The organism is Psychrobacter sp. 1Y1, assembly GCF_051847395.2.
Taxonomy (GTDB): domain Bacteria; phylum Pseudomonadota; class Gammaproteobacteria; order Pseudomonadales; family Moraxellaceae; genus Psychrobacter.
The window spans coordinates 1,798,165-1,812,310 of sequence record NZ_JBPYDF020000001.1; the positions used below are offsets into that span (position 1 = coordinate 1,798,165).

At 42.0% G+C, this 14,146-nt stretch carries 7 protein-coding genes, 1 tRNA gene and 2 pseudogenes; 6 read left to right on the forward strand and 4 right to left on the reverse strand.

Annotated elements, in window-relative coordinates; all coding sequences use genetic code 11:
• Positions 1 to 94 precede the first annotated feature (94 nt).
• Together ACS8FA_RS21470 and ACS8FA_RS21475 are read left to right on the forward strand one after the other, a co-directional pair.
• Positions 95 to 190 (forward strand): annotated as a pseudogene (locus ACS8FA_RS21470) (hypothetical protein); the annotation flags it as partial.
• Positions 191 to 448: a hypothetical protein gene (locus ACS8FA_RS21475; RefSeq protein WP_439265497.1), complete on the forward strand. Its 258-nt coding sequence runs from the start codon at positions 191 to 193 to the stop codon at positions 446 to 448.
• Positions 449 to 690: 242 nt separating this feature from the next.
• Here ACS8FA_RS21475 and ACS8FA_RS21480 read toward each other — a convergent pair whose 3' ends face one another.
• Positions 691 to 1,596: a LysR family transcriptional regulator gene (locus ACS8FA_RS21480; RefSeq protein ID WP_057760117.1), complete on the reverse strand. Its 906-nt coding sequence runs from the start codon at positions 1,594 to 1,596 to the stop codon at positions 691 to 693.
• Positions 1,597 to 1,856: 260 nt separating this feature from the next.
• Between ACS8FA_RS21480 and ACS8FA_RS21485 the strand changes: the two are divergent.
• The 3 genes and pseudogenes from ACS8FA_RS21485 to ACS8FA_RS21495 all read left to right on the forward strand — a co-directional run bounded on the left by ACS8FA_RS21485 (position 1,857) and on the right by ACS8FA_RS21495 (position 7,345).
• Positions 1,857 to 3,559 (forward strand): annotated as a pseudogene (locus ACS8FA_RS21485) (L-lactate permease).
• A gap of 33 nt (positions 3,560 to 3,592) precedes the next feature.
• Complete coding sequence (gene dld, locus ACS8FA_RS21490; RefSeq protein WP_439265499.1) at positions 3,593 to 5,344, forward strand: D-lactate dehydrogenase; 1,752 nt, start codon at positions 3,593 to 3,595, stop codon at positions 5,342 to 5,344.
• 318 nt (positions 5,345 to 5,662) lie between these two features.
• Positions 5,663 to 7,345, forward strand: a complete 1,683-nt coding sequence (locus tag ACS8FA_RS21495) for an NAD-dependent malic enzyme (RefSeq protein ID WP_439265501.1) — start codon at positions 5,663 to 5,665, stop codon at positions 7,343 to 7,345.
• 320 nt (positions 7,346 to 7,665) lie between these two features.
• Here the strand turns inward: ACS8FA_RS21495 and ACS8FA_RS21500 are convergent.
• The 3 genes from ACS8FA_RS21500 to ACS8FA_RS21510 form a co-directional block, all read right to left on the reverse strand.
• Positions 7,666 to 7,741 (reverse strand) — tRNA-Arg (locus ACS8FA_RS21500).
• Positions 7,742 to 7,814: 73 nt separating this feature from the next.
• Positions 7,815 to 8,615, reverse strand: a complete 801-nt coding sequence (locus tag ACS8FA_RS21505; RefSeq protein ID WP_201607084.1) for a hypothetical protein — start codon at positions 8,613 to 8,615, stop codon at positions 7,815 to 7,817.
• A gap of 66 nt (positions 8,616 to 8,681) precedes the next feature.
• Positions 8,682 to 9,209 carry a hypothetical protein gene (locus ACS8FA_RS21510; protein WP_101205851.1) on the reverse strand — a complete coding sequence of 176 codons (528 nt, stop codon included), beginning with the start codon at positions 9,207 to 9,209 and terminating at the stop codon, positions 8,682 to 8,684.
• A gap of 440 nt (positions 9,210 to 9,649) precedes the next feature.
• Between ACS8FA_RS21510 and ACS8FA_RS21515 the strand changes: the two genes are divergently transcribed.
• The gene (locus tag ACS8FA_RS21515; RefSeq protein ID WP_439265504.1) at positions 9,650 to 14,146 is read left to right on the forward strand and encodes an exodeoxyribonuclease V subunit gamma; all 4,497 of its coding nucleotides are present in this window, start codon (positions 9,650 to 9,652) and stop codon (positions 14,144 to 14,146) included.

Here is a 14,146-nt window from a genome sequence, read left to right on the forward strand (position 1 = left end):
AAGTGTTAGTAGCTTGCAAAGGCGTCTAAGAGAAGAGGGTACTTCTTTTAAAGCGTTGCTATTGGAAGTTTGAAAAAAGTTAGCTTATAAATACTTAATAGAGCAAAGGTTATCAGCTACAGATACGGCATTTTTACTTGGTTATCATTCTAATAGTCAGTTTTTTGGTGCTTTTAAAAGTTGGTTTGGGATGACGCCAAATAGTTCGGCAGATTATGGCCTGCATTGGGAATTGCCTACCAACTGGCAACAAGCAGACTTTGATGACTCTAGTTGGCCGAACGCTACTACCTATAGTAACCAAACCATTGGGGTAAACAATAAAGCAGCTTATACCAATTTCATAGATGTTTTTGATAATGAAAAATCAGATGCTGAATTTATTTGGTCAACCAATGTCGTACTCGATAATGAAGTTATCGTACGCTATACAGTCAATGGATTATAGAATTTTATTTAGATTGGTCAGCCTTTATGAAAGCTACTAAGCAATAAAGTTTTAGCTATTAAACGCCTATGTTAATAACATTGTCTAGTAAAACTGAACTTTATGTCTGAGTACTTTATACTTGTAGCTAATAGTGATCAGACATTCTTTGCTCTGATTAAAGCGAAGTCGACATATATGATTATTATCGACAAACACTCTCATTCATCTTTGCTTATTCACATCAAAAACAAGCTTATTACTCAGCAGTAGTAAGCCTGTTTTTGATGTAATGATTCTCGCAAATGCGCTACAAGCAGTTTCAACTTTTGGTCCGGTTGCCGTGCCTTGGGGTAAACCGCATACATACCCATTTTCTTTCGTGTAAAGCGCTGCAAAATCTGAGTAAGCGTGTTTTGCTGCATTTCTTCATAAACAAGTGCTTGTGGTAAAAAGGCGATACCTAGGTCGCTGAGAGTCGCTTGTTTAATCGCATTAAGATGATTGCTATGAAACCGACCCTGTACAGGAAGCAGTTGCTCCGTGCCATCTATATATAGCGGCCATATACCATTCGCCGTATGATCAAACTTATAGACCAAACACTCATGACTCCGTAATTGTTCAGGGGTTTGAGGTGTGCCATGTCGCTCTAAATAGTCTGGTGTCGCACATATGACCCACTGGCTATCTATAAGACGTCTTGCAATGAGTGATGAGTCTTCAAGCTCTGCTGTCCTTATCGCCAGATCAAACCCTTCTTCTATCAAATCAACCAATCGATTGGTAATCTGTAAATCTACTGATATTTCTGGGTGTTGTTTACAGAATTCGGCAATGGATTCGCTCAATATTAGATTTGCAGAGACCGCTGGCATAGTTATACGTATGTTGCCTTTCATGTCCTCACCATAGCCTGTTACGGCATTTTCAGCTTCTTGAAAGGCAAATTTAGCGATTTTAGCTTTGTTATAAAGCGTCCTTCCTGCATCGGTTAAGCTTAACTTTCTGGTTGTCCTATAAAGCAGCTGTGCGTTTAAGCTCTCTTCTAATCTTGCAATGCGTTTGCTTACCACTGAATTCGTTAATGACAGCTTTTCAGCGACCCGAGAAAATGAGCCTTCATCAACCACTTGGACGAATAAAACCATATCGTCAGCTTTGCCCATACTTGTTCCCCAATTGGTGTAATACGTTTTGGATTATAGCAAAAAAAGAAAATAACATTGTCCTTTGATGCAATATATCAATGTATTGACAAGGCGTAGAATATTTTAGGTAATTTTGAGCATTTGTTTATTTAACCATTCTATTAATCATGTCACTGACAGAGATTGTCTTCGGCTTCGTCTGACCGACAGCGTGAAGTTATAAAAACAAATGCTTAAATGAAGTTGTTCAAGGAAGATTACACGATAAAAAAAGGACTATGATTTTGAATCAAACAATATATGGACTGTTGGCATTACTGCCAATCGTTCTCTGTGGTATTTTTTTGATAGGGTTGCAATGGTCAGCCAAAAGAACCATGCCAATCGTTCTGGCTGTTACTGCCGCGCTTGCCCTCTTTGTATGGGATATGACGCTTAATCGCGTGTCTTCATCTATTATTCAGGGAATGGTCATTACGGTTTCAGTATTGTGGATCGTATTTGGGGCTATTTTCTTATTGAATACGTTGAAGCATACGGGTGCCATTGCCGTTATCCGTGCTGGGTTTACCAATGTATCGCCAGATAGGCGGGTGCAAGCCATTATTATTGCTTGGTGCTTTGGTTGCTTTCTTGAGGGAGCGGCTGGTTTTGGTACAGCGGCCGCTATTGCCGCGCCTTTACTCGTCGCAATAGGATTTCCAGCGCTGGGTGCTGTGTTGATGGGAATGATGAGCCTGTATCGTTTGGGGCAGTCGGTACGCCTATCGTTATTGGAGTAAACAAGGGGTTAGATACAGTAGCCATTAGCGCCCAACTGGCACAACAAGGACTAGAGTGGGGCGATTTTTTACAACTAATTACCAGCCAAGTAGCCATTATGCACGGTGTCATTGGTACATTTATGCCACTTTTTATGGTGATGATGCTCACGCGTTTTTTTGGTAAAAATAAAAGCTGGAGAGAAGGCTTCGCTATTTGGCCATTTGCTATTTTTGCGGGTTTGGCATTCACAGTCCCTTATACCCTAACAGGTATTTTTTTAGGGCCAGAGTTTCCATCATTGGTCGGCGGTTTGGTCAGTATCACTATCGTTGTTAATGCGGCAAAACATGGATTTTTAGTACCAAAAACCACATGGGATTTTGAACCGAAAAAAAGCTGGCCAAGTGAATGGCTTGGTAAGCTAGTGGTCAGCAAAGAAGACATCACTCCTGCGTTGAGTGATAAAAAGATGTCCACGGTCATGGCATGGTTCCCTTATTTATTGGTTGCCCTTTTATTGGTGTGTTCTAGAGTATTAACAGGCTTTCAGTCTTTGCTGAACAGCGCGACAGTAGACCTAACCTCGATTTTAAGTGAGGTAGATATCAGTGCCAGCTTTAGTCCTTTATACTTACCAGGCGGCTTGTTATTAATCAGCGCCTTGGTTGCTGCCGCTTTTCAAACCAAAAGACCTGCCAGTGCACTAAACAATGCATTTAAAGAATCAGGCAAAACTGTACTAGGGGCCGGATTTGTCCTTATTTTCACGATTCCAATGGTTAGGATTTTTATTAATTCAGGCGTAAACTTATCAGATGTGGCGAGTATGCCTGTCGCCAGTGCAGAGTTGTTTGCGGGTACTTTTGGTAGTGTTTTCCCTCTGATTAGTGCAACCATTGGTGCGTTAGGTGCTTTTATCGCGGGGTCTAATACCGTATCCAACATGATGTTCAGTCAATTCCAATATGAAGCCGCCATGAGCTTACATATTTCACCTTCTCTAATCATCGCGGCTCAAGCAGTTGGTGCCGCTGCTGGTAATATGATTGCAGTACATAATGTTGTGGCTGCATCGGCAACGGTAGGCCTACTCGGTATGGAGGGCGCCACACTTAGACGTACTATTTTACCTACTTTATACTATGTATTGTTCTGCGGAATAATCGTTATGGCTACCATTTACATTTTCGGTTTTCAAGGTCCTTTAGCACCATAAAGCACATGTAACCTCCAAGATAAAGAGATTGATATGCATTCATCAAACCTTTTCTCATCAAATATGCCTTCTCAAGACATCATTAGCCCTGATCAAGTGTTAGACAAGCTGACGAACGTATTAGGTGCTAGCAATGTACAAGCAGATCCAGAGAAAAACGAACACTATAGAATGGGGTGGCGCTCTGGTGGCGGCAGCGCTTTGGCTGTTTTGTTTCCGCAAACGTTGCTGGAGATTTGGCGTAGTTTAGAAATATGTGTGGAAGGCGACTGCATTATTATCATGCAAGCAGCAAAAACGGGACTGACTGAAGGCTCAACCCCGAGCGGTAACGACTACGATAGACCAGTGGTTGTGATCAATACCCTTGCAATGAATCAGTTGTATTTGGTGAATGATAACGAGCAAGTGATTAGCTTACCTGGCGCCACGTTGCACCAGTTGCAAAGTCAGCTTAAAGTCGTAAATAGGGCGCCTCACTCCGTCATCGGGTCCTCGACATTGGGTGCGTCTATTATTGGTGGTATTTCTAACAACTCCGGCGGTGCGCTGGTTAAAAGAGGTCCTGCTTATACCGAGCTGGCATTGTTTGCCCAAATAGACAAGCACGGTCAGCTAGTACTGGTTAACCACCTAGACGTAGAATTGGGCGACACCCCAGAAGAAATACTCACTAATCTGCAAACAGGTAATTTTGATAAAAGAGAATTACCTAACACTGGCAAGATGGCATCTGACAAAGAATACATCGCCAGAGTAAAAGACGTTAATGCAAGCACACCAAGTCGTTTTAATGCGGATAAGCGAAGACTGTATGAAGCAAGCGGCTGTGCTGGCAAGCTGGCGGTATTTGCAGTACGTCTTGACACTTATCCAACGGCCGTAAAAGAGAAAACCTTTTATATAGGCACCAATAGTGTGAGTGAGCTTGCACAGCTCAGAAGACAGATATTATCAAGCTTCGATAATATCCCTGAAGTTGGTGAGTATATGCATCGTGATATATTTGATGTATCTGCTAAATACGGAAAAGACACGTTCCTGAGTATTAAGCATCTCGGTACCAATGCTTTACCTCGACTATTTTCTATCAAAGGCGCTATGGATGCAAAACTCCATAAATGGTCATGGATGCCAAAGCATTTCACTGACAAAGTCATGCAGTTCATCGCCAATATATTTCCAAAGCATTTACCGAAGCGAATGCTAGAGTACCGCGACCAATATGAGCATCATCTCATTTTAAAAATGAGTGATGAAGGTATAGCTGAAGCACAGGATTTTCTGAAGGTGTTTTTCGACGCTTCAAATACGGGTAACTATTTTGAATGTAGTCAAGAAGAATCAGAAAGCGCTTTTTTACATCGCTTTGCCGCTGCAGGTGCCGCACTAAGATATGAAGTCATACATGAAAAAGACGTCGGCGATATATTGGCATTGGATATTGCTATACCACGTAACGAATTAGAATGGCTCGAAACCCTACCTAAAGACATTGAACAGCATTTGGAAAAGAAACTCTATTATGGACACTTCTTTTGTTATGTATTTCATCAAGACTATATTCTGAAGAAGGGTAGTGATGCACATCTTGTTAAAAAAATGATGCTAGAGCTACTGAGCGCACGCGGAGCCAAATATCCTGCTGAGCATAATGTCGGACACCTATACGAAGCGGAACCTGATTTGCAGAACTTTTATAAAAGTCTAGACCCAACCAATACCTTTAATCCGGGTATTGGTAAAATGTCGAAAACCAAACGCAATTGCTCGTGTTGTCTATAACTGACCTCTATAACTGATATTTAAAACTGGCCATGGGCTGATTATTTATCAGTAGCTAAGTAGCTAAGTAGCTAAATAGTTCAGTGTTTGTCCATTATAAATTGTTCGATACACCCTCAGAAGCACTGCCAATGGGTAGTGCTTTTTTATTATTTCTCGGTAAATGTATCAGTGGCCTCGAGTTCAGAAGCATATTTATTCAAAATGATTTTGTTATCTATTGTTAAATACCAGTCGATGCTATGTATAATGCAGCACTAGCATAGCTTTCACTTAGTATGGCTTTCACTCATATGCCTTTAATAAGAAGATTACATTATGTCAAACAAGCGTCCTTTATATATTCCTGTTGCTGGACCCGCTCTTTTAGAGACACCTTTATTGAATAAAGGTAGTGCTTTTTCATCAGAAGAACGTAGTAGTTTTAATTTAACGGGGCTATTACCTCATAATATTGAAACGATTGAGGAGCAATCATTACGTGCTTATCATCAACTAAGCTCATTCACTGATGCGATGGATAAGCATATTTACTTGCGTAACATCCAAGATACCAATGAAACCTTATTTCATCATCTAATTGAGCAGCATATCGAAGAAGTCATGCCGCTCATTTATACCCCAACCGTTGGTCAGGCGTGTGAAAAATTCTCGCAAATTTATCGTCGTAAACGTGGCTTGTTTATCTCATATCCTGAGCGTCACAAAATCGACGATATGCTACAAAATGCCACCAAACAAAACGTCAAAGTGATCGTTGTTACTGACGGTGAACGTATCTTGGGCCTAGGGGATCAGGGTATTGGCGGTATGGGCATTCCAATCGGTAAGTTGTCTTTATACACGGCTTGTGGTGGTATTAGCCCAGCCTACTGTCTACCTATTTTGCTGGATGTCGGCACCAATAACCAACAGTTGCTTGATGATCCTATGTATATGGGCTGGAGAAATCCGCGCATCTCTGGCGATGAATATAATGAATTTGTGGACTTATTTATTCAAGCCGTTAAGCGCCGTTGGCCAGAAGTGTTATTGCAATTTGAAGATTTTGCTCAGGAAAACGCGACACCATTATTGAATAAATATCGTGATCAGCTATGCTGCTTTAATGATGATATTCAAGGGACTGCTGCGGTATCGGTTGGTACTCTGATTGCAGCGTGTCTAAATAAAGGTCAAAAACTTAGCCAACAGAATATCGCATTTTTAGGCGCAGGATCTGCAGGTTGCGGTATTGCTGAGCATATTATTCGCCAAATGCAACGTGAAGGATTGACTGAAGAGCAAGCTCGTAGTCAAGTGTTCATGGTTGATCGTTATGGCCTGCTAACAGATGGCATGACAGAGCTGCAAAAATTCCAAGAACCATTAGTACAAAAGGAATCAGCTATTGCAAGCTGGGATAAAAGTAAGAAACTCGGCTTAGCGCAAGTGGTTAAACAAGCAAAAATCACCGTATTATTTGGTGTTAGCGGACAAAAAGGTCTGTTCACCCAAGAAGTGATCGAGTCGCTATGTGCTAATACTGAGCACCCAATTGTACTACCACTTTCAAATCCAACGTCTCGTGTGGAAGCAACGCCGCAAGAAGTCATGAATTGGAGTAAAGGTAAGGCAATTGTTGCGACGGGTAGTCCGTTTCCTTATACCACTTATAACGGTCAGTCTTTTGAAGTGTCTCAGTGTAATAACAGCTATATTTTCCCTGGTATTGGTCTAGGTGTTTTAGCAGCACGTGCGTCAGGTATCAGCGATAATATGCTAACGGCAGCAAGCCAAGCCCTTGCAGATATATCAATGGAATACGAAAAAGCACCTGGTGCCATCTTACCGCCGATCAAAGTTATCAGAGAGATTAGTGAAAAAATAGCGTATGCAGTGGCATTACAAGCAGCTCAAGATAAGCTAGCATTACCTATCACATCGGAGAATTTACAACGCCGATTAAAAGCGAACTTCTGGTTACCTGAATATCGTAACTATCGCCGTACTTCTTTCTAAGTTAGACATTAGATAGTTAGCTATTATCAATATTGCAAACACTATAAAAAATCACCTTAACTTGAACAGTTAGGGTGATTTTTTTCTATGCCTTAATATAAAACTATAAGGTCTGTATGGTCGCTTAGCTTGTTTCAGTAATGTGTAAGTTAATGATTTTGACGGTATCTTATTTGTCGATATTGGTCGATACCGTCAAAAGTAACCAAGATATAATTTTATTATTCCTTACTAACCTTGCCTATTAACCCTTGAATATAAAAAACCCCTTGTAGCACAAGGCTTACAAGGGGTTTTTTATTACTTCTAATATTATTGGATGGTGCGCCCACCAAGACTCGAACTCGGATCGATCGCTTAGGAGGCAACTGCTCTATCCTGTTGAGCTATAGGCGCATTATGGAGTGACATTGTAGAAAAAAGCAGTCATAAAAGCAATCAACAAAAGACAAATAGAGACAATTTATCTTTACTCACCATTGCTAAGCGCGTCAGTGACATCTACAGCATGATCACCTGATGCATTTTTTGCCTGTGAGGTTGGTTTAAATAAGTCATTTACACTGTTCTTATAACCACTAATGTTCTCATAATCATATTTTTTTAGTATATCTTGACCTGTGCTCGATAGTAAAAAATTACGGAAGTTAATAGCAGTTGTATCGTCTGTCAGGATGACACCTTCAAGCGCCTGTTCATCTTTTAGCGCATAGTTAAAGGGGTTTAGAGTGTGTATCTTTTTATCTTTATCATGCGTACTATTATCACTATTTTTATCAGATGCATTACTTATATCACTGGCCTCAGTACTTTTCTGACTTTGACCATTTCTATCTTGTGCCTGTTGCAATTCTGACTGTAGGAGTGATACTCGTTCTGTAGATAGGCTATCGTCATTGGTAATAATCATATCTGTATCAAAGACAAAGAGTTTGTCTTTGGTAGAACCACTACTTGGTACTGTAAGAAGGTCGTTAGAGAAGACATAGCTCGCTAACACTTGTACGTGCGGATAACGAGATTCAAAACTCACAATGATATCGTCCAAAGGTATCTGTAACTTCTCCTCTGCTCGAATGTATAAAACACTGTCAGCAATCTCTCTTGATTCATCACCTTTCGTACTAGAGTCTGCTTCACTTTCACTTGCCATGATTGGCAATGGGTCTGTGTTTTTGCGATTACTGGTCCACAACCAAATGAAGACCGCGATAAAGATTGTGAGCAGTAGCAAGATTAGCCCAGCCAGCAGTAGTTTGTAGTCTTTCATATATTACTGCTCTTTTATTATTAGTTGATTCATAGCAACGTTTATATACAGGGTAGTATCTATTTTTTAAAGCTTTTGTTCTAGTACTTCATCGGTTAATTCAGCCAACATGTCTGCAAAGATATCCGTGTCTGCAGAAGGGGTAGATACTTGTTCTTCATTAACCTCACCACTTTCATCAGTATGGCCATTGGTTTGGCAATCTGTTAGAGGATCAGATTGGTCGTTTAATACCTTGGCAGCAGGTGTAGTAGTTTGATGCGCTGCTAACGGCGATTCACCGGTTAATAGTCTGTCTTTTAACCATCTAAACCCATGTGCCTCCCACCATGCTTCAAAACGTGGCAACGTGCTACCACGTACCGCTACAGGTAGATCTAGCGTTCTCAATTTCTGCGCAAGGATAGGGTTGCTGATAGCTTGATGGATGCTCAAATAAAGTGAGCTACTATCATCGGTATAGGGTCGTCTGTTTTGCCATGATCTCTCATCGATTTTCATACGTGGCAGTTGCCACAACTCACCGCGATAATACACGACGTATAAGCGTTGTTTTGGATGGACAAAAATAGCATCAATGGGACGCAATGGCATAATATTAAGTAATCCCGTCAATAGAAAGTGTTATTTAGATACAGGTTGTAAAGGCCAATTTAAAAACCGCAATGAGATTATTTCATTGTAAATATGAATGATAGTATAAAACGACACTAAGTGTCGCAAGCTTATTATAATATCGGCATCTACACTAGTAAACGATAACCATCAATGGCACACTGATAGCAAATTTGGCATGTCAACGTTATCAATGGATATGTAGAATTTGCTACTATGGTTGTTTTTGTTTAGGGCCCTCATGCTAGCAGAAATGCATCATAGTAACGACCATCAAACATGGATTGATGAGTATCGATTTTTGTTTTGTCTGGATGTTGTATAGCGATTTTGACATTGGATACAGACATCTCATCTATAAGTGAAGCCTTCTTTATTAATCCTAATACCTCACCTTTATTGCAATCAGATTATTGTCTATGTTCACTATTATTCAGTCGCACCGTACCGAAAACCTCGTTGATCAATTGCTCGTACAATATCAGTCCAAGGATCAGCCTGTTTTTGAGCCTTTTATTGTCATTGTACCGTCAATGGTATTGGGTGATTGGTTGGATAAAACTATTGCTAGCCGTGCTGGTATTAGTACCTTGGTGCGTACTAAATTTTGGGGCCAGTATCAATGGACGTTGATGCAAGATGTATTGACCCGCCATAATGCATACTTACTGGCGCAAAACCCTGAAGCGACAACTCTAAATGTACCCGAAGTGGCGGTGTTGTCACCGACAGTAATGCAGTGGCGATTGTTTGGGTATTTGACTTATTATCAAGAGACAATCGTTGCAGATGAAAAGCATCCAGTTCATCCATTGTTAGCGTCTTTGATTGATGACCCACAGGCAAGCGCTCAACAAGACAGCTTACAACAGGATAAGGCGCAACAAGATGCCCGTATTTGGCAGCTGGCAAGCGATTTGGCTAGGGTGTTTAACCGCTATTTGACTCATCGTGAGGATTGGTTGGCATTATGGTCGCAAAACAAGCCGTTGAACGTAAGTGAGTTGATAGCGGATAAAGACGCCTTATCACTGCGCTTTGATAAGTATGCGCGCGGCACACCTGAGTGGTTGGTCGAGCATTATGTTGAGTTAGAAATCGCCCAACGATTCTTGTGGTCGCATTTGTTTGCCGATGTTCATCTACACCGTGTGGCACTAGAGCGTGCGTTTTGGTCAGCTTTAAAAGGTAACAAGGCGAATGAGCGTGACCAATTGCCCAAAGTACTGCGTATATTTACCATACAGCAACTGCCACAGACCGAGCTCGACTTTCTACAGCGCCTGTCGCAATACATGAATATCACGCTATTGCACTACAATCCATCAAAGCTGTTTTGGGCGGATATCGTCGATAAGTCTTGGTTACAGCGTCAGCAGATTATCAACCCTGAGAGTGTCTTTTTACGTGATTATGGTCATAGTTTGCTGTCGCGTCTCGGTAAGCAGTCGCGCGATGCGTTTGCCATGCTTGCCAATTTATCAGGTAATGAGCAATACGACGATGCGCTAGTCGAATGGCAAGATAACTTTGATAATGGTGTAGATGATGCGCTCGTTCATGGCATGTATGAAAGTGTCGTCCCTGCTGAAGACGCTGTCAGTACTCAAGATGCGCAAGGTAACCTGAGCTTATTAAAACGTTTGCAAAATGATGTGTTGATGCTTGATGAGCAATCGACCCAGCAGGCGACAGCCGCTACAGTCTCACAAGCGATAAGTAAGCAGATAGAGTCAAGTCTTGATGAAGAAAAGCCAGCAACGGCTTGGTATGAAGATGAAGCGTTAGAGAATAAGCGTTTTGAGAAAGACCGTTTTTGGGCAATCTCTTCCCAAGATAATAGCCTAAGCATTCATTCGTGTCATAGTTTGCAGCGTCAGCTTGAAGTGCTGCGTATTATGATTGGTCGTTGGCTAAATGAACCTATCAAACTAGGTGAAAAGAAACGCCATATCTCCGACATTGTTGTACTGCTACCTGATGTTGAACGTCATCATGCATTGATTGGGTCTATCTTCGTCAATGGTAAAGGTCAAGACGGCTTGACTTTGCCTGCTAAAGTGACTGGTGTTGTTGATGCCGACATTCGCCAGTTATGGGAAGCCATTATCGGTTTTTACAAACTATTGGGTAGCCATAGTGCCCGTTTTGAAGCAGCTGAAGTCTTAGACTGGCTCATGTTACCGCCTTTATTTGAAAGCTTTGGGTTGACTCATGAGCAAATGAGCCGTGGCTGTGATTTGTTGGTAGAGGCGGGCTTTATTCGCGGTTTTGACGAGCTGCATCTTAAGCAAACGTTGGACGGTAATGATTACGACTATCGCTTTAGCTTTGCACAGGCATTAGACAGATTAACTTTAGGTCTGGTCATGCCAGAGGCTGAATTGAGCGACTGCTTATATGATCTAAATGACGATGAATGGCCAAGCACTGCGTTACCAGAAATGACCTTACCGTTACCACAAGTGAGCCTAAATGATGCGCTGATCGTTGAAGCGCTTTGTCGTATTTACACGGGCTTAGTTGCGCGTCGTGATGATCATACACAAAAAATGAAAGCGGAAGATTGGCTCGACCAGATTGAGACACAAGTTATCCATCGCTACTTTGGCGATGTGGATCAAACGCGTACCATGCGCGCCATCTACAATGCGATGAATGGCTTTAAATCAAGTCTGCGAGCCAATCGTCACTATAGGCAGTACGCTAGTGGTGATGTCGATAACAGAGAAGTGGAGCAGAAGCTGGCGGGTGTGGAGCAATTGCCGCTCAAGCTGAGCTTTATGCTAGACAGTATCGAAAACGAGCTTGAAAGTCAGCAGGTCAGTGCGGAGCCGACGGGTGTGATTACCTTTGGTCGATTCGGTGCACTAAGAAACGTGCCATTTGAGCTAGTGGTGATGCTCAATATGGATCTCTCTGAGTTTCCTGGGCGTGACCGTGACAACCGCTATGATTTGATGAAAGCGACCAATGCACGCCGCGGTGACAGAGTTAGTGAAGATGATGACAACGGTGCATTTTTAGATGCGCTACTGTGTGCGCGCAGTGCTTGCTGGATGTTCTATAACGGTCAAAGCTTGACGGACACCCACGAGCATTTGCCAGCCAACCCAGTGAGTGAGCTATTACAGTTCTTGCAAGGCGAGGTGCAATGGCAGGTGAACTCGCTTGAAACATTGCCTGAGAATATTGATCCCACTACCGAGAGTCTCAAGCGCTACTTACCTAAATTGATTAAGCAGTGGCTAGTGACTGAGCATCCTGCACTACCTTTTCATGAAAGTCTGTTTGAAACGGCAATCGAAGGCATTGATGTTTTTGAGCAAGTGTCTCTTGATATTGATGGCAATGCTAATGCCAACGTTAATAGCAATGTTCAGGATACCAGCCCTGTCGATATGATTGACGAGCTGGATGCTTTATTAAATTCAGCCATGCGCAGAACCAAGCTGGCTCAGAAAAAGCAGTTTCCGCCTGCGCCGCTTTGGCAAGCGGTGTTTGACACATTAAAAGGTCGAGTATCTAGTGAGCATAAAGAGTTGGTGGGCTTACCCACGAAGGCGCAGTATGAGTCAATCGCTCAGGTGCTTGGTCAAGGCTTGGGTCAGCTAGGTCAAGTAGACAATCAAACCTTGTTTGCATTGGTCGAACTATTGGCGCTAGATATAGCTGTTGATGCTAGCGACGTCAGTGGTATGACAGAGGCATTATCTGATAGCATATTTAATGTTAGTGAGATAGATATTGAAGGGGCATTGGCTTACCAAGTACGCCATCCTGCCAAAGCGTTCTTACGGTCTCAAAAGGTGCATGTGGTGCAAGGTGAAGAAGCACTGTCGCAGCAAGAGCCGCTATTCTTGGACAGTCTGACTACCTATCAAATCAAAGATCATTTGATTAAACAATTGGTTACTGATGAGAATAAGAAAAATGATAGTAATGCAGCGGATGAAACTACCACTCCAACTCTAATGTATCAAAAAATTATGCCTGCTGGTGTCGCTCGCCAAACCACGCTACCCAATCAACAAAAGAAACTGCAACAGCAATGCTTGGAATTCAAAGAGCAATTAATGGCTAATGGCTTTGATGAAAGCAGTATTCTCAACGAGAGTAAGGCAGATAGCAGCAGTGTATTGCAGCTACTGACGCCAACCGCTGAGTATCCCGTTCAGATAGAGCTAAAAAATATACTTAGTAGCACTGACAACGAATCAAGCAATCAGACAGATATAGAGGGTATAGAAACACTGCTTAAGCTGTTGCCAAAAATCATTAAGATCAAAGGTTCAGTACCAATATTAGCACCCATATCAATTATTCAGGCGGGCGTGCCTTATGCTCAGCAATCACCCAAGCAGTGGTTAAATATATTGCCCAATTCTGCCAGCCCTAGGCATTTACTCAAGTTTTGGTTGTCACATTTGTATTGGCAAGTGGCTAGACGTACCACTGCCGAGCAAGTAGTATTAAATGATGGCGTGAGTATTTGGCGCTTTAATAAGCCCAGCTCACAAGTCAAAAAGTATGACAAGGTCATTACATTCAAACTGAGCCCGATTGTGTATGAAGATGCTGTGATTGAGCTGATAAAATGGGCTGTTTTTGGTAAGTTAACGGGTCAAGTGCCTATTACGTTATTACCAGAATATGCACTTAACTACCTTGATAAGTATCTAAAGCATGAAGAAGGTGACAGCAACCGCTACTGGCCAAAACGAGCCGACTTCTCAGACTGGTTAAGACCTAACTACAACTCAGACACGGTATACGATACTTGCTCGCAGCATGCTATTTGGCAGTACGTACTACGAGACCAAGATGCATTCAAAGCGCTATCGGCAGCGTTGACTACATTAGCCCAACCACTGTATGAGCCGATGTTTAATGCGTTAACTAACTTAGATAGTTAG